At 48.1% G+C, this 21,401-nt stretch carries 22 protein-coding genes and 3 pseudogenes; 9 read left to right on the top strand and 16 right to left on the bottom strand.

Annotated features, from left to right (window positions below; genetic code table 11):
• The 4 genes from HA48_RS15965 to HA48_RS15950 form a co-directional block, all read right to left on the bottom strand.
• On the bottom strand, positions 1-1,100 hold a 1,100-nt coding region (locus HA48_RS15965; protein ID WP_208613145.1), incomplete at its 3' end, for a FliI/YscN family ATPase.
• Positions 1,094-2,011, bottom strand: a complete 918-nt coding sequence (locus HA48_RS15960; protein WP_128602196.1) for an FHA domain-containing protein — start codon at positions 2,009-2,011, stop codon at positions 1,094-1,096. The genes HA48_RS15960 and HA48_RS15965, both read right to left, overlap by 7 nt.
• A gap of 11 nt (positions 2,012-2,022) precedes the next feature.
• Positions 2,023-4,125, bottom strand: coding sequence for a type III secretion system export apparatus subunit SctV (gene sctV / locus HA48_RS15955; RefSeq protein WP_128602195.1), 2,103 nt, complete (start codon positions 4,123-4,125; stop codon positions 2,023-2,025).
• 16 nt (positions 4,126-4,141) lie between these two features.
• Positions 4,142-5,287 (bottom strand): HrpJ domain-containing protein, encoded by a 1,146-nt coding sequence (locus tag HA48_RS15950; protein WP_128602194.1) that lies wholly within the window; start codon positions 5,285-5,287, stop codon positions 4,142-4,144.
• A 253-nt stretch (positions 5,288-5,540) separates the two neighbouring features.
• Here HA48_RS15950 and HA48_RS15945 point away from each other — a divergent pair, with 253 nt between their 5' ends.
• A complete protein-coding gene (locus HA48_RS15945; protein ID WP_244182884.1) occupies positions 5,541-5,978 on the top strand; it encodes an RNA polymerase sigma factor in 438 nt (145 codons plus the stop codon).
• Positions 5,972-6,097, top strand: a complete 126-nt coding sequence (locus HA48_RS22650; RefSeq protein ID WP_244182883.1) for a sigma factor-like helix-turn-helix DNA-binding protein — start codon at positions 5,972-5,974, stop codon at positions 6,095-6,097. The genes HA48_RS15945 and HA48_RS22650 overlap by 7 nt, the downstream gene beginning before the upstream one ends.
• A gap of 162 nt (positions 6,098-6,259) precedes the next feature.
• Here the strand turns inward: HA48_RS22650 and HA48_RS15940 are convergent, their stop codons facing one another.
• The 5 genes from HA48_RS15940 to HA48_RS15920 all read right to left on the bottom strand — a co-directional run bounded on the left by HA48_RS15940 (position 6,260) and on the right by HA48_RS15920 (position 10,249).
• Positions 6,260-6,895, bottom strand: a complete 636-nt coding sequence (locus HA48_RS15940) for a response regulator transcription factor (protein WP_128602193.1) — start codon at positions 6,893-6,895, stop codon at positions 6,260-6,262.
• A gap of 446 nt (positions 6,896-7,341) precedes the next feature.
• Positions 7,342-8,232, bottom strand: coding sequence for an alpha/beta fold hydrolase (locus HA48_RS15935; RefSeq protein ID WP_128602192.1), 891 nt, complete (start codon positions 8,230-8,232; stop codon positions 7,342-7,344).
• Positions 8,225-8,857, bottom strand: a complete 633-nt coding sequence (locus HA48_RS15930) for a TetR/AcrR family transcriptional regulator (protein WP_128602191.1) — start codon at positions 8,855-8,857, stop codon at positions 8,225-8,227. The genes HA48_RS15935 and HA48_RS15930 overlap by 8 nt, the downstream gene beginning before the upstream one ends.
• A 222-nt stretch (positions 8,858-9,079) precedes the next feature.
• Positions 9,080-9,382 (bottom strand): EthD family reductase, encoded by a 303-nt coding sequence (locus HA48_RS15925; protein WP_128602190.1) that lies wholly within the window; start codon positions 9,380-9,382, stop codon positions 9,080-9,082.
• 120 nt (positions 9,383-9,502) lie between these two features.
• Positions 9,503-10,249 (bottom strand): SDR family NAD(P)-dependent oxidoreductase, encoded by a 747-nt coding sequence (locus HA48_RS15920; RefSeq protein ID WP_128602189.1) that lies wholly within the window; start codon positions 10,247-10,249, stop codon positions 9,503-9,505.
• Between the two features lie 469 nt (positions 10,250-10,718).
• Here HA48_RS15920 and HA48_RS15915 point away from each other — a divergent pair, with 469 nt between their 5' ends.
• From HA48_RS15915 to HA48_RS22645, 6 genes and pseudogenes are all read left to right on the top strand, one after another.
• Positions 10,719-11,321, top strand: a complete 603-nt coding sequence (locus HA48_RS15915) for a TetR/AcrR family transcriptional regulator (protein WP_128602188.1) — start codon at positions 10,719-10,721, stop codon at positions 11,319-11,321.
• A gap of 47 nt (positions 11,322-11,368) precedes the next feature.
• Positions 11,369-12,837: pseudogene (locus HA48_RS15910) on the top strand (MFS transporter).
• A 226-nt stretch (positions 12,838-13,063) separates the two neighbouring features.
• Entirely contained in the window at positions 13,064-14,083 is a 1,020-nt protein-coding gene (locus HA48_RS15905) for an alpha/beta fold hydrolase (RefSeq protein ID WP_208613144.1), read from the top strand.
• A 276-nt stretch (positions 14,084-14,359) separates the two neighbouring features.
• The gene (locus HA48_RS15900) at positions 14,360-14,689 is read left to right on the top strand and encodes an EthD family reductase (protein ID WP_244182882.1); all 330 of its coding nucleotides are present in this window, start codon (positions 14,360-14,362) and stop codon (positions 14,687-14,689) included.
• A gap of 14 nt (positions 14,690-14,703) precedes the next feature.
• Positions 14,704-15,375, top strand: coding sequence for an alpha/beta fold hydrolase (locus HA48_RS15895; RefSeq protein WP_244182881.1), 672 nt, complete (start codon positions 14,704-14,706; stop codon positions 15,373-15,375).
• 50 nt (positions 15,376-15,425) lie between these two features.
• The gene (locus tag HA48_RS22645; protein ID WP_244182880.1) at positions 15,426-15,713 is read left to right on the top strand and encodes an alpha/beta hydrolase family protein; all 288 of its coding nucleotides are present in this window, start codon (positions 15,426-15,428) and stop codon (positions 15,711-15,713) included.
• A gap of 708 nt (positions 15,714-16,421) precedes the next feature.
• Here the strand turns inward: HA48_RS22645 and HA48_RS22640 are convergent.
• From HA48_RS22640 to HA48_RS15880, 3 genes are all read right to left on the bottom strand, one after another.
• Positions 16,422-16,625: a VOC family protein gene (locus HA48_RS22640; protein ID WP_244182879.1), complete on the bottom strand. Its 204-nt coding sequence runs from the start codon at positions 16,623-16,625 to the stop codon at positions 16,422-16,424.
• A 103-nt stretch (positions 16,626-16,728) separates the two neighbouring features.
• Entirely contained in the window at positions 16,729-16,830 is a 102-nt protein-coding gene (locus tag HA48_RS22975) for an integrase core domain-containing protein (RefSeq protein ID WP_128602201.1), read from the bottom strand.
• Positions 16,820-18,214, bottom strand: coding sequence for an MFS transporter (locus HA48_RS15880; protein ID WP_128602187.1), 1,395 nt, complete (start codon positions 18,212-18,214; stop codon positions 16,820-16,822). Before HA48_RS15880 ends, HA48_RS22975 begins: the two co-directional genes overlap by 11 nt.
• A 123-nt stretch (positions 18,215-18,337) precedes the next feature.
• Here HA48_RS15880 and HA48_RS15875 point away from each other — a divergent pair.
• Positions 18,338-19,269: pseudogene (locus tag HA48_RS15875) on the top strand (LysR family transcriptional regulator).
• Positions 19,270-19,561: 292 nt separating this feature from the next.
• On the opposite strand, the pseudogene HA48_RS15870 reads toward HA48_RS15875, so the two are convergent.
• The 4 genes and pseudogenes from HA48_RS15870 to HA48_RS15855 all read right to left on the bottom strand — a co-directional run bounded on the left by HA48_RS15870 (position 19,562) and on the right by HA48_RS15855 (position 21,363).
• Positions 19,562-20,043, bottom strand: a pseudogene (locus HA48_RS15870) (hypothetical protein).
• A 78-nt stretch (positions 20,044-20,121) separates the two neighbouring features.
• Positions 20,122-20,331, bottom strand: a complete 210-nt coding sequence (locus HA48_RS15865) for an Imm8 family immunity protein (protein ID WP_244182878.1) — start codon at positions 20,329-20,331, stop codon at positions 20,122-20,124.
• A gap of 311 nt (positions 20,332-20,642) precedes the next feature.
• Positions 20,643-20,903, bottom strand: coding sequence for a MafI family immunity protein (locus tag HA48_RS15860; RefSeq protein ID WP_128602186.1), 261 nt, complete (start codon positions 20,901-20,903; stop codon positions 20,643-20,645).
• Positions 20,904-20,925: 22 nt separating this feature from the next.
• Positions 20,926-21,363, bottom strand: coding sequence for a DUF4926 domain-containing protein (locus HA48_RS15855; RefSeq protein ID WP_128602185.1), 438 nt, complete (start codon positions 21,361-21,363; stop codon positions 20,926-20,928).
• Positions 21,364-21,401 lie beyond the last annotated feature (38 nt).

The following is a 21,401-nucleotide window of genomic DNA, read 5'->3' as shown; positions in this document are numbered from 1 at the left end:
CTGGCGAGCACATCAATAGCTGGATAGTGGCCACGTTCAGCCAGCCGTCGCGCCAGCACAATGTGGCCATCGATCAGCGATCGTACTTCGTCCGCCACCGGATCATTCATTGAGTCCTGTTCAATTAACACTGAGTAGAGTGCAGTAATAGCACCACGTGAAGTTTTACCGGCTCGTTCCAGTAAACCCGGCAACAACGTATATACCGAGGGCGGGAGACCGCCGCGGCCCGGCGGTTCGCCCAGCGCCAGGCCAATTTCACGCTGCGCGCGGGCGAAACGGGTGAGAGAATCGATAATCAGCAGCACGTTTTTGCCGCGATCGCGAAACGCTTCAGCAATTGAGGTGGCAGTAAAGGCGGCCCGCGCACGCTCCATGCTACTGCGGTCGGACGTTGAGCAAACCAGTACCGTCCGGGCGCGCAACTCAGCGTCCAGTTCATGATCGAGAAATTCGCGTAACTCACGTCCGCGTTCACCAATCAGGCCAAAGACAATGGCATCGCAGGGTGTATTGCGTGCCATCTCCGCCAGTAGCGTGGTTTTACCGCAACCCGCGCCGGCAAACACGCCCACGCGCTGGCCGATGCCAAGAGTCAGCATGCCATCAATCGCACGGATGCCAGTGGGCAGCGGACTATCAATACGCGGCCGATCGGTCGGTGATGGCGCATCGGCAAGTACGCCCGTGGTGTGAGCGTTTTCACTTGCAAGGGCGAAAGCGGAAAGGCTTTGATCATCCAGCGCACGGCCAAAGCCATCCAGTACGCTCCCCAGCAAACTATCGGAGACGGCAATGCTGTGCGGCTGAAACAGCGGGGTAACACGTGCGCCCTGGGCAATGCCATCCAGTGGACCGAGAGCGGAGAGCAGCGTATGTCGTGGATTGAATCCCACCACTTCTGCCATGATCTCCCCATCCTGCGCACGGCTGACGCGGCACAAATCGCCGATGCGTGCCTGCGGCAAACTACTCTCCAGCAAAATACCACTAATGCCGGTAATTTTGCCGGTCACTGATACTGCCGAAAGCTGCGTCAGCGCCTGTTGTTGCTGGCTGAACCACTGTTCAAGAACGGCGTTTGTCATAGTGTTCACCATTTCACTGTGATTGTTTCACGCCCGGCAAACTGCACCTGATCAGCTGTTATCGCCATCAGCCGTAGTCCATCGCGCTCATCCCCGACAAACAGACGCTGACCGCCTTCCGTGACGATATTGGCGTGTGAGCCTGAGGTAATCTGAATAATCCGGAACGGCAAATTGATGCTTTTTACGCGCGTTTGATCGTCCAGTGATACGCTCAGTTGATAATTGTCCTTAATCATCTTCACCATGCGCTGCATAATCTTCAGCTGTTCTGGTGATAGTTCGCCTGACAGTGCAATTCCACGCGGTGATGTGGCTAATTTCACGAGTGAAAGTAGCTCGCGTTCACGCAGCTTCTGCTCCAGCACGCTGCGCAGGACGGAGGTATTAGTCAGTTGAGGTTTAATAAACTGGTTTTCATTTTCATTTTGCTGAGCCACGCCCGGCTGAAGCACCCAGCTGGTAACGGTGAAAGCCAGCAGCAGTAAGAGCGATACTGCAGTGACGTGCGCCCAGCGAGGCAATAAGCGCGCAAACCCGGGTTTTTTCATCTTTGAAAAAGGGCCGCTCATTGGGCGGATATCTGCTGCGGGCGCTGGCTGTGCCGCAATGGCTCGTGTCGTGCTCCAGGGGGCGCTGGCATCGCTCAGGCTCAGCCACACACCAGCAAGCGTAAAAATGTCACCGGGTTTAAGCTGCAGCGGCGTACTAATACGCACACCGTCGCGGTTGCAGATGCGGCCCTCCAGAGGAGTGATGTGCCAGCCCGCCTGTGTCAGCGTTAGCTGGCCATGATGAGGCTTGATGTCGGAATCGCACAGCTGTAACTCACTCTCGATGGCGTTCCCAATGATCCATGCATCACCGCTTAGTGGCAGGGCAGCACCTTCATGCATTCCGTTTAATACTCTTAACTCATACATGACATGCACCTTTAGGCATCGAAGGATTCCAGCGCATGATGAAGATCGATACGTCCCATCACGTTTACCGGAATATTGAACTGCAGCTCGGCAAAGGAGAGCACCGGTACGTGATGGAACTCATCCTGAATCATCAGGCGCAACGGACTGCGTAAATCCTGCGCCGCCAGTAAAACACCAGATAAGTTGCTGAAAGGAGGGAAAATTTCTCGCATCTGCTCCAGCAGTTTGCTGTGCTGTTGCTGATTCAGGGCAAAGAAGGTCTCGTTCTGTGTTTGGCGCAGGCTGTCGCGCAGCATCTCCTCGGTTTCCGGTGCCAGCAGCCATACCAGCATGCTGTTGTTTTGGCTGTACTGGTGACAAATATGCTCTTTGATGTCGATACGTACCTGATCGACCAGCAGGCTGACATCACGCTCGTGCTGGCCGTGCTCGATAAGGGATTCAGTAATAGTTCGTACCGATCGCAGTGAAATGCGCTCTGAGACCAGCCGCTGTAATACCGCGCTGAGGCGGGTTAACGGGAAAATGCGCTGAAACTCTTGTGCCAACTCGGGCTGCTCCTGCTCCAGCCATGACATAATGGCACGAGTCTCCTGCAGGCCAATAAAGCGCGGACCACTGGTAAATAGAGCTTCTTCCATGCGCGCCAGCAGTAACTGATGCGCGCTCCAGGAGACCACATCATCACGTTGCAAAAAGGGGTGATCGTCGTTGAGCCACAGCCAGCCCTGTTCATTGCGGTTTTCTGCGCCCGCAACAGCCTGCGACGCGCTCTCGCCTAATTCATCCTGCCATTTTTTGTCGATAACCCGTCCCGCTGTCGCGAAGGTGCCGATGACCTTCGGCACTTCATAAATGCAAAAGCGAAATTCGTCATCGGCCTGCTGCGGGTCATAATCAATATTGAACACGGGTAAAGTGAAGCCAAACTGATTGACGATGCGGTTACGTATGCGGCGTATGTCTTCGATTAGCGCCGTTACAGCCGGATCGCCAGCGCGTGAAGAGGGAAAACGCAGCAGATAGAGATAGCTGGGATTAAACACCCGCAGATCTTCTTCACCGTTAACTTCGGGAGCCAGCTCCTGTGCGCCGCTCTGCTCATGCTGAGCCTGCTTACGTGCGCGCCACAGCTGGAACAGGCCGGTAGTGAGCGTAATAATGCTGAGAATAATAAAAATCAGGGTTGGCATACCTGGCAGCAGGCCAAAACAGAACATGCCCACGCCACCAATAATCCAGGCTTTTGGCTGGCTGGTCAGTTGCTGCGTAATCTCCCGGCCAATATTGTTATCCAGAATCTCTTCGCTGGAGGATACGCGGGTAATGATCATGCCGGCGGTAAGGGAGATCAGCAGGGCGGGAATTTGTGCAATAAGTCCATCACCAATGGTCAGAATGGTGTAGACGTGGATGGCATCTCCGGCGGGCATACCCAGCTGCAGGACGCCGATACAGAACCCGCCAATCATGTTAATAAACAGAATTACCAGACCGGAAATGGCATCGCCTTTTACAAACTTCATGGCGCCATCCATCGCGCCAAACAGTTGGCTCTCTTTCGCTAAATCTTCACGCTTCGTTTTGGCTTGCTGAACGTCGATTAAACCGGCGCGCAGATCGCTATCGATGGACATTTGCTTACCGGGCATCGCATCCAGTGTGAAGCGGGCAGCCACTTCAGCGACGCGTTCCGAGCCTTTGGTTATCACCAGGAAGTTAACCACCGTCAGGATCATAAAGACCACCATCCCTACGGCCAGGTTACCACCCACTACAAAGTTCCCGAAGGCATCCACAATGTGTCCGGCGTTTTGCTGTAATAAAATCTGTCGGGTTGTCGAGATCGACAGCGCCATACGGAACATGGTGGTAAGCAGTAGTACGGCAGGGAAGGTAGAGAAAGCCAGTGGTTTTGGCAGGTACATCGCCAGAACAATCAGCAAACAGGAGGCGCTGATATTAATGGCGATCAGCACGTCTATCAGCGCCAGGGGTAAAGGGATAATGAGCATGAACACAATGGCCAGGGCGATTGCCGCGCCGACAATCTCTGAACGCTGCATAGCGCTGGTGGCAATTCTGTTCAGGATCAAAAACAGCATATTCATTTCTGCATCTCGGCTATCAGGAATTATGCGCGAAGCGTTTTTCCCATATGGCGTATTCACCATTCAGGGTGCGCAACATTAGAATGGCTTTGTTGCGGTTGCTTTCATCCTGGCCCCATAACTTTTGAGGCAGCGCCTGCACCAGCGTCAGAAACTGGTTATAAAACATTGATTGATGCAGTGGCTGCTGGCCAATAACCTGGGGGGCTAAACGGGTCACTTCATGCGACTGAAAACCTTTACTGCACATGCTTAACAGGGTGCGGGTGAAGGTATCTGCACCTATAGTGACTTGCGAGTGGCGCGTTTTGAGACGCTCAAGAAACTCCTGAACGTTGGCTAACGTATTGGTAATCGCACGCGTATCATCCAGGCCGGAGAGAATGTGACGTAGTGCTTTACGCGATACCGAGGAAGAGAAGGCCGCAATATCATCAGACAGAGCACGCTGCAGGGTACGCATGGCGGGCTCAAACTCTTCAAAGCCAAACTTCTCCAACAGAGAGTCAAAAATTAATTCTGCAGATTGCTGTTCAATTACTACTGAGTAATAAAGCTGTCGCATGGCCATTTTTTGTTCAGGATGCGTAGTGAAATTGGCGATGGCCGGCGCCGTATTACGTCCGGCAGTAATTTGCGCGTCGAAATCGGCCTTTAACCTCTGCAATGCATGGCTGATGGCCACTGTCATGTCACTTTGCTCCAGGCGCTGAGCTTTACTTAGCGCCACTCGTAACAGCGTATCAGCCAGCACCGGATCGCCGCCTGCTGCATCGAGAAGCTGCTGCGCATTTGGCTCATGCTGGTTTATCAGCAAGTCTTGCAGTGCTTGTTCCTGTTTCTCCTGCGCGGGCGTGTTGCGGCTTTCCAGCAGCCCGTAGAGCTCATTCAATCGCTCAATTTTGGTCTGTATGAGCTTGCCGCGCTGCTGACCCCGACTTAGCGCCCGCTGTTCATCACGCTTGCGCTGCATCTCATTTTTTTCAGCAAAAATCTCACTATGGTTTGCGCTGCTCTCCGCATTTCGCGAGGGCGGAAAGGAAATACGTGAGCCGGCAGGCTGTGTTTTCCCTTCCGGCGCGCGTTCATTTAACAGATTTTCCTGCTGCATAAGTTCCTGCTGGAGCTTATGTAAATGATGCTGTTGAATTTTCATGTTCATAGCGATTTATCTCAAAAGCCAAGCATATTGCTATGTGGATGTTTTATTTATTACGGTTCCCGTTGCTGAGAAATATTTATGAGTGAGCAAAGCGCTAACCTTTGCAAAACGGGTAAGCAAATGTGTGCAGGTTTATTCTCAGAATGCTCTGTATGGGTAATTTGAGTGCCGTTAAATCAAGCGTTTAAAATGCTATTATTTTTTGGCATACGTTTTGCTTAAGGTAACCCTCCTTACCAATGAGGTTACAAGAATGGCATCACAATTAGAGTTTGAAATTGTAAAAGCATCAGAAAATGATCATATAGTTAATTGGGAAGGCGTAATGCGAAAAAATGAGAGAAGGCTTCAGGGCTTTATACGCAAGCGTGTGTCTAACTATGCTGACGTTGATGACTTAATGCAATCTACATGGCTTGAGGTTTTGCGTAATAAAAACAAATTTTGCGGTGACTCAAAACCTGAAACCTGGATGTTTGGTATTGCGATAAACCTTGTTAAAAATTATTATAAAACACTGAAGGTATCATATCTTCACGATGACCTTGATGATGAGATAGCTGCATCGTTACTTATTAATAACGATCGTCCGGATTGGGCCATAGAAGATAATGATACTTTAATTAAAGCACTTGAGCGCATCAGGAAATTTCCGCTGAGCATCAGCAGGTCCTGCAACTTATTGTGTTAGATGATCATAGCTATCAGTCTGTTGCAGATGAGTTGCAAGTGCCAGTGGGTACGGTGCGTTCACGGCTTTCACGTTTGCGTCAGACATTGAAAAAAGAACTTGAAATAGGCGAATGTTAATAACTTTAATGTTAAAGGATGAGCTAATAACCCCGCTGTTAAAGTTTGTAATAGCGGGGCTTGGTTCAATAATTTTCATGCAGACATGAGCATTGGTTGGATATATTGATGTTAGGCTGTTTTAACATATTTAAATATTTCACTTTAATCAGGTGCGTTTAATTAATTTTGATATTTAATCATAAATCGTACAATGTCTGCGTTGCTGGTAAATTTCATTTTCTCCATCATGCGAACTTTATGTGTGCTGACCGTCTTATTACTTATGTTAAGTTGCGTAGCAATAGCATTGCTATTGTTGCCTTCACTTAACAACTGCATGATCTGTTTTTCTCGTAACGATAGTAAATCATAACGATGTAAAGGCCCACTCTGTTTTTCGCTTTCTGAAAATATAATTTTTTCAGCAATGGCTGGATGAATATAACGCTGCTGCCCGGCGACATGGTGAATTGCAGTAAATAAAGCATCAGGATCCTGATCGTTACTTATAAAACCATATGCGCCATTATTCAATATCGATAGCGCAAGCTGTGGCTCATTGTGCATGCTTAGCACGAGTACCGCTACAGACGGGAAATTCACAGTAATCCGCTGGAGGAGGCTGGTTTTATAAATACCACATAGTGAAAGATCCAGCAGTAATACATCTACTGTTTGCCAGGCAAGAATGCTATATAACTCTTCTTCATTTTCCGCCTCCGCTATCACCTCAATAGCCTTGTCAAGCATCAGTAGCTGACGAAGGCCTTTTCGGATTAACAGTCGGTCGTTAGCAAGCACAAGTTTAATCATCATTATGTCAGCTTTTGTTCATCTGGAGCCATTTTACCTGTGTGTTGAGACTGAACGTTGTTTGCGTAAACTTCTTTCACCCTCAAGAATCCAACCTACTAGTTGGATGGTTGGCTGTCAATAATTTAGTGGGTTACTATCACGTTTCGTGCTTATGTCATTTGCATAAAGAGGATATAAAAATCCATTTAGTTAGCCCGTAATGTAATGTTTTATATTGAATTCTTAACGCAATACTTATCATAAATATAAAAAAGGATACCCGGCGAAGAGCGATTTCTCTTCTATTCGTCGGGTGATAATTAACAAGCAGGTATAGTAATGATGCGTTTTCGTTATGCGGAATGATTCACAAAAACACTAATGAAAATATGGCACCTTGTGCAAAGACGTCACACAGACATTGCCAGAGTTATCCCTATACAATCGCTGAATGGTAAGTATGGGGTTCAACAAAGAAATGCCTGTAAGGCACGCAGCGTCTCCTGCGGGTTTTCTTCTGCGTTGAAGTGACCACCATCAACTTGTATGCCCTCTGCCTGAGGAATAAAGGTGTTTTGCCAGCTGGTGAGGGGTGATTCGGTAAGCCTGCCGAGAAACTTTTCACCCCACAGAACCAAAGTGGGCGCATTGATTCTCTTTCCGGCTTCCAGATCGCGGCGATCATCTTCAAGATCCTGCCAGGCGCCAGCGCGATAATCTTCGCAAAATGCGTGTATCCGTTCTGGTTCGCGCCAGCTAAGGCGAAAATCATCAAGCACCTCGTCAGTAAAACATTTCAGGGTTCCGTCAGCCGTATGTACGCGTAAAATCTCTTCCAGATGTGCCTTCGTCATGCGTTTTTCCGCAGCGCCAACGGGCAGGGCAAAAGTGCGCCAGTGTGGGGTCGCGAGGGGATTTTCTTCCATAATACTCCACACTTTTGATACAGGCAGGTTATCCATTATTACCAGCTTCACAACCTTTTCAGGCCAGTTAAGGGCGATACGGTAGGCAATTAATGCACCACGATCATGACCTGCAATACTAAATTCGTGATGCCCCAGAATTGACATCACATCTATTATCTCTTGGGCCATAGTGCGTTTCGCATACTCTTCGTGCGTCGCATCGCCAGGTACTACACAAGAGCGGCCATAGCCTTTCAGGTCGAGGCATATCACACGATGAGTCAATGCCAGCGCTGGTGCAATATGGTGCCATGATGCATGCGTCTCAGGAAAGCCATGCAACATCACCAGCGCGGGTGTGTTTTCGGCACCGCCTATACGGGCATAGAAATGCCCTTTGGAATGCTTAATAAAACGCTCTTCAAAGCCAGGAAATAATTCTTTAGTCATTGTGTTCGCTCGTATTTTTATCTGTCCATGTTGCAAAAAGTCGCACAGCCTGATCAACGATATATTGCATTTTCGCCGGTGAACTGCCGTCACGAGCTTGAACTGAAAGCCCATTGAAGATAGCCATAAAAAATTCCGCCAGAGCTTCCGGACAGGCTTCGGCGTTAAGCTCGCCGCGTGCCGCCGCTTTTTGAAGGAAGAGCGTGACCCGCCGGTGCGTATCAAGGCGTAACGCTGTGAGCTTATCTGCAACATCCTGATGTTCAGGGCGACAATTAATAGCGCCCAAAACGACTAAACATCCTCGCCCCGTATCAGGTTGGCTAAAAAGCTCGATATAACCATTCAGGAGTTTGGCAAACGTTTCTGTCACGGGCCTGTTACTCTCTAGCCAGAACTGCGTCAGGTTACCTTCATGGCTGAGATACCACTCAACTGCGGCCCCGAATAGTCGATCCTTATCTCCAAAGGCTTTGTATAAACTGGGGCGATTCATGCCTGTAGCTTTGCAGAGATCGTCCAGCGACGTGCCTTCGTAACTCTTGCGCCAGAATATGCGCATGGCTTTATCAAGCGCGATCTCTCTGATGTATTTGGGGGGTCTTCCCCGAATTGCTGTACCCATAGTAATTCCTTACGGTTAATTTTGTACTGCAAGGTACAAATAACCGTAACGTTGCACCCGTTTCTTCAAGATGCCGCACAGGAGGTTAAACGCAGGATTAATATCAATGGCACATCACTGCAAGCGGGACGATCCACCTGCGTCACTTAAATAACGGGTTTTTAAGTGGCGCAGGCTTATCTCCTCTTTTGCTAAAAAAACCTGGCTTGCATTAGCACTGTTTCAGAATGGAGTGAAATGGCTTCTGATGATGATCGTAGCATCAGTGAAAAAGGGCACATCTGCCATAATCTTCTCTGTAATCTTAGCGTTGAGAGCATGATTGATGGCCTCTGCAGTTTTGAATGTATATACGCCTATTGATAGCCAGTCACTGTTACTTGTGGCCGGATAGAAAGCCTCTGCCGAGACCAGCCCGTAAGGTTTCCAGCATTCAGACGCGAGCGGTAAGTGAACATTTGTATAATATTCACGATCAAAGCGATTTTTTTCATCGCCGGCACATACGACAATCATCTTATGCATATCTTCTCTTTTATATTTTCAAGGCATTACAATATGCAGTTGTTAATATTATCAACCCATGTATAAATCATTTTATATTTGAAGCATGCTGTAGAGCCGATATAAATGGCTTCATTGCCATTATCGCATACCACCTGAAGCGAGGATAATCTCCCCGGATACCCAGCTCGCGTCATCCGATGCGAGGAAAGCGACGATTTTTGCAACATCACTAACCTGACCAATGCGACCAAGTGGAGTCTGGCTCTCATTCCAGGTCTGAAAATCAGATCCTATAGCCCCCGCATTATGGCTCCCTTCTGTTTCAATTAAGCCTGGGTTTACTGCATTCACCCGTATGCCTCTTTGGCCCAGCTCCTTCGAGAGCACACCCGTTATTGCGTCGATAGCGCCTTTTGAACCGCTGTATATAGCGCTCTCTGAAATAAATACACTTGTAACAAACGAGCTGATATTGATGATGCTGGCACCTTCTTTCAGATGCGGTGTGGCCGCTGCAGTGACTATAAGTGGACCAAAGACGTTAATGTCAAACTGCTTACGATAAAGCGCTTCGGTTGTATCCTCAATTTTGGCAAATTCATAGATACCAGAATTGTTCACAACAATGTCCAGTTGCCCGAAATATTCAATAGCAGAATGTACCAGAGCATGAACTTCTGACTCTTTAGTAACATCGGCAGCGACCGCAACGGCTTTTCCACCTGTAGTTTCGATCTCTGCAACTAACCTGTCGGCGCTATTTTTATCGGTAGCGTAGTTAACAATAATATGTGCGCCATCTGCCGCCAACTGGCGGGCAATGCCTGCGCCAATACCTTTAGAAGCACCTGTTACGAGAGCTACTTTATCTTTAAGTTTTTTCATTATTCCAATCCCAGATGAGGCCTTAAGGCCGTTATTAAGAGGGATCAATATTGACTCTTACAAAAGTGAATTAGAACTGCCAGTTTTGTTCTTTCCGCGTTCATTTATGAACAGGAACCGATAGGCTGTATATCGGAGGATACCCGCTTCTGCCTGAATCGCTGCCGGAGGAATCCCGGGCTACCCGCGCAAAGAAACGTTTAAAGCAGCAGCCTGCGAGTCCGCGTTTAAAGAATTTATTGAATCTCTCAGCACTCACCTACTTTTACTGCGTAATCAGGTGCTTTTCAGGCAATGCATTGATAATAAAATAGATATTTCGACAGGACACCGGTGCCTGGCAAAACCGGCATGAGCTCTGCTGTGAGGGCACGTGAACTCACGCGTGCAAAATCGACTTGTATTTTTGGTTGCCACACCTACAATAGGAACCAATCAGTTCTTAATATCTTCGGTAGGGAAGGTAAGTATGACGACGAATTCATCAGTCTTGGGTCGTCCACGCGAATTTGAGCTGGAAACTGCAGCGCGTGATGCTATGAAGGTTTTTTGGGATAGGGGTTACGAGCGCACCTCGCTGCCGGATTTGATAGCTGGCACCGGGCTGTCACGTGGAAGTTTGTATAAAGCGTTTGGGGATAAAAAAGGCCTGCTGCTTGCAGCCCTTGATTTATATATGAGTGATGGACTCCGGGAAACGGCGACATTGCTCTCGCAGCCAGGCTCAGCTACAAACGCGATAAAATCATCGCTTCTTCGATACGCCAGACTCTCTTCCGGTGAACCGGGGCGACGCGGTTGTTTAGTCGTCTCCTTAGCCACTGAAATGGCCGCATATGACAATGATGTTGCAGAGAAAACAGGACGTATGTTCAAACGGCTGCAGCAACTTTATGTTGGTGCAATCATTCGCGCTCAGGAAAATGGTGAGTTACCTGAACGTAATGAATTAGCCATGGCCCGATTTCTGGTCTGTCAGATTGAAGGCATGCGGGTATTGGGAAAAACGGGGGCATCAGAAACAGAGATGCTGGAACTCGTTGAATGCGCAATGAACATGTTAAGCCAGTAGTTTTTTTTCGCTAATTTGGAACCAAATGGTTCCATAAGGAACGCTCAATGACCTTACAAAATACTTTGCAACCCGAACCTCGCCGATGGGCAATGTTTTTTATATTGCTTGTAGGTGCATTCCTTCCGCCACTTGATTTTTTTATTGTCAACGTCGCGCTTCCGTCAATTCAGCAGGAATTTGCATCATCTTCCTCGGTTGAACAATTAGTCATTTCATCGTACGCCGCAGTCTATGCCGTCACGTTGATTACAGGTGGCCGCCTGGGCGACCTTTATGGTCGGGGAAAAATGTTCTTCCTTGGGCTAATCGGTTTTGCTGCCGCATCGTTATTATGTGGTCTGGCATGGTCACCATGGGTGCTCATAGTCGGTCGTATCCTGCAGGGGGCAACGGCCGCCATCATGGCACCTCAGGCATTAGCTTCAATACAGGTTATTTTTCCTGAAGCAGAGAAACCGTTAGCTCTGAGTTTATATGGGGCAGTGTTTGGTCTGGCTTCAGTTATCGGGCAAGCGCTGGGCGGCGTATTGATATCACTGGATCTTTATCATTTAGGATGGCGGCTAATTTTTCTGGTGAATTTACCGGTTGTACTGTTTGTCGTGCTGTTTGGCTTACCCCTGTTAAAAGAGACGCGTGCGCGAAATGCGCGTAAGCTTGATCCCGTCGGCATGGTTTTGGCTACTGCAACGCTTAGCGCATTAATTATCCCAATTATTGAGGTCGTGAGGCGGGTTGGCCCTGGTGGTCATTGATGCTTTTTCTGGCCGTTCCGCTACTGGCTTTTGTTTTATGGCGCTATGAAGTACACCTTAGCCAGAATGGGGGTTCTCCTTTACTGGATCCCGTGGCGTTACGCGCACCGGGTTTAGGGCAGGGATTAATAATAGCGCTGTTATTTTATACGCTTGCTTCGTTCTTTCTTTTATTTTCAGTCTATCTGCAAAACGCATTGCATTTAGATTCACTTAAGTCGGGACTTATCTTTCTGCCTTTTGGCGCCGGTTTTCTTATCGGCCCGTTATTAACACCTTATCTGCGACGCTATGCAGGTGATTATCTCAGTCCAATAGGTATGGGATGTGAGACTCTGGGATTAACAGGAATGGTATGGTTAGTAAGTGAGACCGCTACAGGTGCTTTCCCTTCAATAGTTCTGCTTAGTGGTCTGCTTTTCTTAACGGGTTTGGGGCAGGGGCTGGCGATGCCGATGCTGATGCGTATGATTACAGGCCGTGTTGCACCTGAGTTTTCTGGCATGATCTCTGGCGTAACGAGTTGTGCTTTGCAGATCAGTGCTGCGCTGAGTGTGGCAGTGATTGGCGGTATTTTTTACAGCACGCTTGGAGATAGTCATGCCGAAGCGGATATTACCCACGCTTTTGGTATTTCGACGCTGGCCATTGCACTCTGCTTAGCCCTCGGCGCAGCATTAAGCGTCAGGCTTATCCGGAAACCTGCAACTCGGGTCTCTGTACCGAAAAATTTCATGTCGAATAAAGTTCATAAGTAGCGGAAATAATCATTCTTTTTAAAAATGAGGTATGGCTGATTTTAGCATGCACAACATCGCTCAACTTTTATCAAAAAAATATCATTGCCATGATGAAGGGCTGCCTTCATCAGTGATAATTACATAATGTGGGTATAGGCTGAGCGATAAGTTTTCATTATTTTCCTCCTGTCACAAGTCATTTCCATTGTGGCTCAATATCTTTTTAATTTATAAGGGCGGTGTTATGAAAGTAACCTTGAAAACGACAGGCCGTTTTTTAATGGCAGCGATTTTGGTCTCCCCACTATCGTTGGTAAATGCTGCACCCGCTGAGAGTGATTTTATAAAACCGATTAACGTAACTCAGCAAGAGTATACAGATACGGCATTGGTACGCCGCTTGCCTGGTTTCACGAATCACGAGGCTTACGTAAATGGCGTTAAACTCCATTATGTCACTGGAGGAAAAGGAGAGCCTCTGGTGCTACTTGGCGGCTGGCCTGAAACCTGGTGGGAATATCACAAAATAATGCCGGAACTTGCTGCGCATTATCAGGTCATCGCGGTTGATATCCGTGGCCAGGGAGGCTCATCTAAGCCAGTTTCCGGTTATGATAAGAAAACCATGGCGCGCGACATCTACTCTTTGATGAATCAGTCAGGCTATAGTCATATTAACATCGTCGGGCATGATATTGGCGCGATGGTTGCCTATAGTTTTGCGGCAAACTATCCTGATTACACGAAACACGTGGCCTTACTTGACGTTCCGCACCCCTTTGAGGCCTTCAGGAAGTTTCCGTTGCTGCCACAAAAAAATGATTATCAGATAAACGATCCTCATCATGGCCTTCATTTCTGGTGGTTTGCCTTTAATCAGGTGCCAGATTTGCCAGAGAAATTATTAGAGGGACGTACTGATATATTAGTGGATTGGGTTTATGACTACCTGAACAAAACGCCAGGTGCAATTTCAAACTTTGATCGCTCGGTCTATAAATTAGCAGCTGCACAACCCAATGCAATCCGCGCAGGAAACGGGTGGTATCAATCAATGCAGCAGGATATAGATGACTTGAAAACCTATAAGAAGTTACAGACGCCCATACTGGGCATTGGCGGAATTAGCGCTCCGCTGCTGTCGGCATTTCTCAAAGAGTATACCCTCGATTCTAAATTTATCGAATTTAAAGGCACCGGCCACTGGATTGCGGAGGAGCGCCCTCAGGAGACCACAAAAGCTTTACTGGAATTTTTAAAATAAGGCAGCCATGTCATGTTAGCTGAAGATAAATGGATGGCCATTTGATTTTTTTATAAAAAAGTAGCAACAAGAAGCGGCCATTTTCATTGAGGAAGGTAGGGTAAACGTAACCCTACCCCCTGCTTCTTAAAAATTGATAATTCTTTTATTTATTTTATAACGCAGCAAGTTGCGCACCCTTTTTAAAGCATCAGTTCTTAGTATGGCTCGGCCTGCTAACTGCCATGGCATAGATGATGTGTTTATGGAGTGCCTGTATTAAGGATTAACTTCTCTGTGTATAAATCTGCAAGGATAAATGATGCAACCTGTGACCCTTTACGTTACTTATCAGGGATCCCTGATTCTCGTTTTGACCGCTGTTACTACGCAGACAGCCACCTTCCACTGGTTATGGAGGCTTTTGCACCGTATGGCCTGTTGAAACTTTCAGTTTTTTATCCTGAAACCAGGCAGCCCGGTACGCTGGCAATCTGTGAGTGTATTTTCCGTGATGACGCGGCCATTAATGATGCTTTTACCTCACACGAAGTTGAGAGAGTAATGGCAGACGTGAGTCACTTTACCGATATTTCACCCGTAAGATTACGCGGCATTCCACTGTAAAGTAAGGAAAATTTATGCAGCAGGATCATCAATTCCGCCCGTGGCATGATGCACCCGTACGCTCGGTTCGCCGGGGGCATTTCTGGATTCCCGGCGAACGTGTTGAGCAAAATGGGCTGACCTATCAGCGCGGACCGATGTACGTCGAGTGGGAAGCGCCAAAGCTGATGAGCCGGCCTTATCCGGTAGTACTGATGCACGGCGGCGGCTTTCAGGGCACTGAATGGTTTGATACGCCCGATGGCAGGCCGGGGTGGGCACAGCGCTTGGTTGAGGATGGATATACGGTGCTGGTGATTGACAGGCCTGGACACGGACGTTCACCCTTTCATGTGCAGACAATGGGTGAAATGGGACCGGCTTTTTCGTACGAAAATGGGCAAAAGATTTACTTCCCCGGAACAGATAAGCGGCATACCCAGTGGCCTTTTGCAGTAAATGATGGCGCAGCTATGGATGAGTTTATTGCTGGATATGGCCCGCTTCCGGCAGACCTTGCTTATTCACAAACGCTGGATGCCGACAGGATGGCTGCCCTTCTGGATCGTATTGGTCCCGCTATCCTGATAACACACTCTGCTTCTGGACCTGACGGCTGGCTGACGGCGGATCGTCGTCCGGATCTTGTAAAAATGATTGTGGCAGTGGAACCTATGGGGCCCCTTTCGCAGAGATACCTAACATAGGAATAATGGATTGGGGACCCGCAGCAGCAGCACTGAATTTTTCTCCGCCGATGACTTCTGCCGCTGAGTTAAAGCGTAAAAAGCCGGGCAGCTATCGTTTACCTTCACTGATCGATAAACCGATCCTGATCGTTACGGCTGAAGCTTCTGCGTTTGCAGCGGCGAGCCCGCCTACCGCGGCGTTCCTGAACGCAGCCGGGGCCTCTGCTGAAGTGTTGCATTTATCCGATCATGGCGTATTGGGTAACGGACATGGATTGATATACGAAAAGAACTCAGATGAAGCGCTGGCACCCGTTCTTGACTGGATTAACCGTCATATACCTGTCAGTGAGTAGAGAGAGGTAATTACTCGCGACTGATTCATGCTTGTCAAAAGCGCCGTGAGTAAATTTTTCGACTGTGCTTAGGATGAGGACAGGTAATGCGCCTCTGATTATAATCAGGCTACACAACTAATATACCCATCGGTACATTAGTTGGTGGTGATCGCCATGTAAATCATTTATGTACTGATTGGTATGTTAGTGCGATATCGGTATTACTGCGCAATGGACGTTAAAGCCTCAACACGGGTCAACGCGCGTTTTGATACCTCAAGGACTGGACCATCACACCTTATTTAGAAAGGCAGACTGGCGGATTTAGTGGCTGTTGCAACATGACTGGATTTGCCAGCCTCATCGATCTTTTAAATAGCTACTCCTGTAGCGATTTCATCCATGAGCACGCCTGCCGGCGGTAGCCGGCTTATCTCACTGACCTGTATGAATGATTGCGCTAAGGAGTGCCTGTCGAGGATCACCACTTGCGACATTGCAGTATGAGGTAGCTTACTCAGATGCCATCGCCCGATTTATGAACCTGATTGCTGTTATATTTGAGAACAACTGGCCCCTGGTTTTTATTATCGGGTCCGATGACTGCCTGAGCGACGATTTAACCGCTCCGGCAAGAAAACTTGATACGTGGTGACAGGCTGTCAGTGCATAGCGCCAAAAATCAACTACTCCTGGTAATAGAATTCAATTCTTATACCACTTGGTTCATAACACATCATGTGCATTGATGGCCCATCTCCCCGGAGTTGGTTCAAATTCGATTTCAATCTGATTTGCTTTCAACACATCAAGAAGGTCATACAGCGCCTCTTTATTGTTAACCCGCAACGCTAAGTGATGAAGGCCGACGTTGGTTTTACGGTCAAAGTTAACCGGGTTTCCTGTCTGCGTTTTCCAGAGTGCGATCATGAGCGCGTCATCTTTCACGAAGATGGCGGGGCAATCTTCGCGTCGCTTTACTTCCTGCCAGATGACCCCGAATATGATCCATGCATAATCAGGAATAACCGGCTCAGGTTGGTTGCTTATTCTGGCAACCGGCAGATTTCTCGGCGAATTCGTACTGGGTCATCCAGCCCAGTGCAGAATGAGGACGACTCTGATTATAGTGTATGCGCCAGGCCTGTTTTACGTAACCGGCTCACGCTTAATACTACTGATGCCGCAGATGCGACGACAGCAATCCACAGAGCATAGTGGACAGCCTTTAGTTCATTTATTGCAAGCAGTGCCCCCATGACAGCAGCACCGAGGCATTGACCGAACGTCCGGACGATAGACAATACGCCTGATGCGTAGCTGGCGTAGTCGCGGGATACGTTAGAAAGCATCTCCCGGTTGTTAGGGCTTTGGAAACAACCAAATCCGATGCCGCACCACAGGCTACGTAAACAGATATCCCATGCCGCGGGCCTGGCGGGTAGCGTGGCCAGCAAAATCAAACCCACAACAAAAAGAGCTAACCCAACTGTAGAAATCAGAGGCGCTGAAAATATGTCAGCCCAACGGCCCGCATGAGGCGCTATCAACACAATGCCAATCGGCCATGGCGTAAAGAGTAACGCCGAAACTACAGGGCTGTAGCCATACACGCTCTGAAACAGAAATGGCAGCGCAATAAAGGTAATTCCCTGGCTCACAAAACAGGCCAGCGAAGTTAAAGCGGCCAGGGTAAATCGTCCATTTTTGAACATTACGGGTGGTAGTAAAGGATGCTTTACCCGGCGGATCTGCCAGATAAATGCTATGGCGCTGAGCACCGCGAGCAGACTCCAGCTGATAGCCTCGACACTGATGTGATGGTCTGACGAGGCGCTGTTTGCCGCCAGCACCATTGAGCCTAAAAGTATTGCAGAAAGCACAGCTCCTATCGTATCGAACGGCGTTCTCTCGGACGCCGGTTTTCGTGGCAGCGACCTGAATACCAGTAACAGGGAAACGGTGCCAGGGAGCACGTTTAAGGCGAACAACCATTTCCAGCTCATTATGTCCAGCACCGTGCCGCCAAGTACAGGCGCTATGGCTGAGCTTGAAGCAATGAGCAGTGCATGTAGCCCCAGAATACGGCCAAGCAATCGGCCGGGGAAAACAGAACGCAGTATCGCCGGCGCAATGCTCAGGGTAGCTGCGCCGCCAATCCCTTGCATAATGCGCATTCCGATGAGCATCTCTGGCGTACTGGCCATCGCACAACCCAGCGAAGTGAGCGTAAAGACGGTAAGACCTGAAAGAAATACTGGCCGGTAACCGACGCGTACTGCCAGCGCAGCGAAGATAGCCAACGTCATGGCGGCGGAGAGCAGGTAACCGTTGGCGAACCAGACCGAGACATTCGCCTGTACCTGCATTGCTTTTGCCATGGATGGCAGGGCGATGTTGATCATCGTGCCGTCAAATACGCCCATCAGCGTCGTGGTCATCACTGCGGCCATGACGCGTGCACGCTCTTGACCCGGCAGGCCTTCATCACCCGGTTGATTTGAAAATAACGTTGTCATCTTTATGCCTGTGAAAGGAGAGATGCGAAAACTATAATCAGCAGAGAGACAAGGCGGAAGATGCAGCATTTGCACTGTATAATTGCGTTCGACGCTATATCTGAATTCTGAACAGGAACCTATATGTCCGACCCCGATTTTAACCTGCTTGTCGCGCTCGACTTTTTGCTGGCAGAAGCCAGCGTTGCAGGGGCCGCTCGACGTTTAAACCTGAGTACCTCAGCGATGAGCCGCACACTCAGCAGGCTACGTGAGGTGACGGGGGATCCAATTCTGGTGCGAGCAGGACGTAACATGGTGCTCACCCCTTGGGCTGAAGCAACCCGGGATCGTGCCAGAAGCGCGGTCTATGAGGCGAGGGCAGTACTTCAGCCTCATGCGGGGCGTTCAAGGTGGAAAACCTCGAACGGCTGTTCACCATCAGGGCCAATGATGGTTTTATCGTGGCATTTGGCCCACTGCTCATTGCCGCCGTAGCCGAAGTGGCCCCGGGTATTTGCATACGCTTTGCACCGAAACCTGAAAAAACGCCTCGTTACCTTCGAGAGGGTTTGGTTGATCTGGAGATTGGCGTCCAGAGCAATATGGGTCCAGAAATTCGGGTGCAGAGACTCTTTCAGGACCGCTTTATTGGCGCGGTGCGCAAGGAGCATCCGCTGGCGTTACAGCCGGGAATAAAGGTTGAAGATTATATTGCCTGGGGACACGTGGTGGCGTCACCCGACGGGATGTTACATGGTTTTGTCGATGATGCTCTGGCGGCGTTAGGCGTCACGCGCAAAGTGATGAGTGTGGTTCCAGGTTTTCCGACTGCATTATCCGTCGCACTGGCCTCCGACCTTATCGCCATGGTTCCCGCGCTGTACTTGCGCAACCAACGAATGGCAGAAAATTTACATGTCTTTGAATTGCCATTCAAAACCCGGGACATTGTGGTATCACAGATGTGGCACCCAAGAATGGAAAAGGACGCCGGGCACCGCTGGCTCAGGGAGAAAATTTTAGAGGTGTGTGGCGGGTACGGTAACGTATTCCGTCCCATATCAACTAAATAAATTGCTCTGTTATCACGGGAGTTTTAAGGCACGCGGGACTGTTTTCGGCACGCGTTGTTGAGACTATGCGGCTGGAGTTTGCCAGAAGTAAAATCGAAAATTAGCAATGTTGGCTTTTGGCACAAAGCGGACTAACGCTAGGCCAATGTTCGCTATGGGCGAAAAGCGGACGTTACTGCTTTGTCCCTACAACTTTGGTGCGCAAAATGCTATTTATGTTAAATTATGTGCTAGGGAATGCCGACGTCACTATGGCTATATTTATGTCTCTCTTCCTGAATACTTAAAACAATTAAGTCCCTCTCCATGGCACTGGAACGCCGATGAATGTATGCGTGCAACAGCGGCATGTTACTGGAATATCTTCAGCTGTTATCTGCGGATTGACCTGTTGCAGTAATCCCCTCTCATCAATAAACAGACCCGGATAAAAGCTGAAATCACCACAGCACACGATATCCCGCAGCTGATGTTCATGCTGAGCAACCATCCAGAAAATAGGATCCGATCGATCAACACGCTTTACCGCTTCGCTAAACACCAAATCCCAACGTTGTCCTATTTTACTGAGCAGAAAATGGAACAACGGCGAATAATCGCGGCCACGATGCTGCTTACCGTGCATTGATGCCCGCAGAGGCAAATCTTCATCGGATGCTCTTTTTTGTTTCTCTCCCAGCGATAATCTCCGCCGGGGTTATTCGAGTGATGGCGCGTCGTCGTGTTTTCGCTGCGGTAAAGCTTGCGGGATTTGTTCACTTTCTTAACATGCATAATCTAAGTCCTTACCTTATGATTAAGAATGATCGACACGTAATAAAACCTTGGCGAGGTAGCCGATATTTTACTTATTTAAGGATGGTAATCTTTATATTCCCAAGCAAATACACGGGAGAGCTTTTGCGCTATGTCCATCCAGCCCTTACCTTCGCACTTGTCGATATAGTCCGTAATGGTTTTGGTTATTTCATCCAAATCGTACTTACGCCCCAGAAGTGTATGACGCATCAGCTCCGGCAGCAAGTGATGTTTGTAGAGCCATTCGGGAGACCAGTCTTTCAAATGAAAAATCTATTCCCTATTTCATTAGCAGGACCAATTGTAAAAGTTAATGACATGGTAATATTGTCAATTTCATCTGGAAGATAGGATTTCAGATCGTGCAAATCATTTCCTAACATTTTTAATTCTGCTTTCATTTATTAATACTCATATGCCTGTTGTCAATACGCACCCGATCACCGGCTGCTGTATTTATTTTGTACGATTCAGAATTAGCCTGAATACCCGTGGGGTTTAAATCTACTTTTGAATTCGCTTGGCAGTTGAAAGATAACTCAACGAAAAAACCAGCCACCTAGGACTGATTTTTTTTAATTTTGGTGTCTTTCAGGGTTAATGTAAGTGTATCGAATATCAATACTTAGTCCAAATTTAGTAGCAGTATTGATTATTTTTTCATATTCATCCTTCCTTAATTTGACGTTATAATCCGCAATATAATCACAGAGAGTTTCAAAAGCTAAAATCGCTTCTACATGTGTTATATACCCCAGCGCGAAATCGATCAAAGAGGGTTCAAGTCGACCCTTCAATCCTTCTCCGAGTTGAATAATTTCATCATTTACATCCATTAAATTCAGCCTTTAAGAATAATCAGTCCAACAACCGAATGTCATCCGGATACACAGTTAAAACATCTAGCGTTTCACCATTGGCTGCCATAAACTCTACTTCATAGCCCAATATTGGATCTGTATAAATCATTACAACAGTCCCCTTGCATCCTACAACTACAGAGTCAGATAACACTTTAATGGACTCAACTATGTCATATTCTTCAATCATAAATTTAGTACCAGTTATTTTTTTGGTCGGTATTGCTGTGACGAGTCTAACGACACCATCATTATTCTTAATCCATCCAAACTTTACATCTATTACCCTTCCATTGACACCAGTAATTGATATTACTTGGTCATATTTAACACCATGTGATGTTTCCGAAGTTTGTACCGCTTTGCTTGGTTCAAAGACCACTTGTTTCGCAAGTTCGCCAGAGTTTTCTTTGTTAAAACTGTAATCATCCCGCATAACGACGCGGGGATACACATCCAGAGCCCAATGTCCGG

Source organism: Pantoea wallisii (assembly GCF_002095485.1).
Lineage (GTDB): Bacteria > Pseudomonadota > Gammaproteobacteria > Enterobacterales > Enterobacteriaceae > Pantoea > Pantoea wallisii.
This window is presented reverse-complemented; position numbering and strand designations above follow the sequence as displayed.

What these genes read in the sequence shown, in the direction of transcription:
- HA48_RS15960 (WP_128602196.1), bottom strand. Translation starts at nt 2,011, where the DNA reads ATGTATGAGTTAAGAGTATTAAACGGAATGCATGAAGGTGCTGCCCTG.
- sctV (WP_128602195.1), bottom strand. Translation starts at nt 4,125, where the DNA reads ATGAATATGCTGTTTTTGATCCTGAACAGAATTGCCACCAGCGCTATG.
- HA48_RS15950 (WP_128602194.1), bottom strand. Translation starts at nt 5,287, where the DNA reads ATGAACATGAAAATTCAACAGCATCATTTACATAAGCTCCAGCAGGAA.
- HA48_RS15945 (WP_244182884.1), top strand. Translation starts at nt 5,541, where the DNA reads ATGGCATCACAATTAGAGTTTGAAATTGTAAAAGCATCAGAAAATGAT.
- HA48_RS15940 (WP_128602193.1), bottom strand. Translation starts at nt 6,895, where the DNA reads ATGATGATTAAACTTGTGCTTGCTAACGACCGACTGTTAATCCGAAAA.
- HA48_RS15935 (WP_128602192.1), bottom strand. Translation starts at nt 8,232, where the DNA reads ATGACTAAAGAATTATTTCCTGGCTTTGAAGAGCGTTTTATTAAGCAT.
- HA48_RS15930 (WP_128602191.1), bottom strand. Translation starts at nt 8,857, where the DNA reads ATGGGTACAGCAATTCGGGGAAGACCCCCCAAATACATCAGAGAGATC.
- HA48_RS15925 (WP_128602190.1), bottom strand. Translation starts at nt 9,382, where the DNA reads ATGCATAAGATGATTGTCGTATGTGCCGGCGATGAAAAAAATCGCTTT.
- HA48_RS15920 (WP_128602189.1), bottom strand. Translation starts at nt 10,249, where the DNA reads ATGAAAAAACTTAAAGATAAAGTAGCTCTCGTAACAGGTGCTTCTAAA.
- HA48_RS15915 (WP_128602188.1), top strand. Translation starts at nt 10,719, where the DNA reads ATGACGACGAATTCATCAGTCTTGGGTCGTCCACGCGAATTTGAGCTG.
- HA48_RS15905 (WP_208613144.1), top strand. Translation starts at nt 13,064, where the DNA reads ATGAAAGTAACCTTGAAAACGACAGGCCGTTTTTTAATGGCAGCGATT.
- HA48_RS15895 (WP_244182881.1), top strand. Translation starts at nt 14,704, where the DNA reads ATGCAGCAGGATCATCAATTCCGCCCGTGGCATGATGCACCCGTACGC.
- HA48_RS22645 (WP_244182880.1), top strand. Translation starts at nt 15,426, where the DNA reads ATGACTTCTGCCGCTGAGTTAAAGCGTAAAAAGCCGGGCAGCTATCGT.
- HA48_RS22640 (WP_244182879.1), bottom strand. Translation starts at nt 16,625, where the DNA reads ATGATCGCACTCTGGAAAACGCAGACAGGAAACCCGGTTAACTTTGAC.
- HA48_RS15880 (WP_128602187.1), bottom strand. Translation starts at nt 18,214, where the DNA reads ATGACAACGTTATTTTCAAATCAACCGGGTGATGAAGGCCTGCCGGGT.
- HA48_RS15860 (WP_128602186.1), bottom strand. Translation starts at nt 20,903, where the DNA reads ATGGATGTAAATGATGAAATTATTCAACTCGGAGAAGGATTGAAGGGT.
- HA48_RS15855 (WP_128602185.1), bottom strand. Translation starts at nt 21,363, where the DNA reads ATGCGGGATGATTACAGTTTTAACAAAGAAAACTCTGGCGAACTTGCG.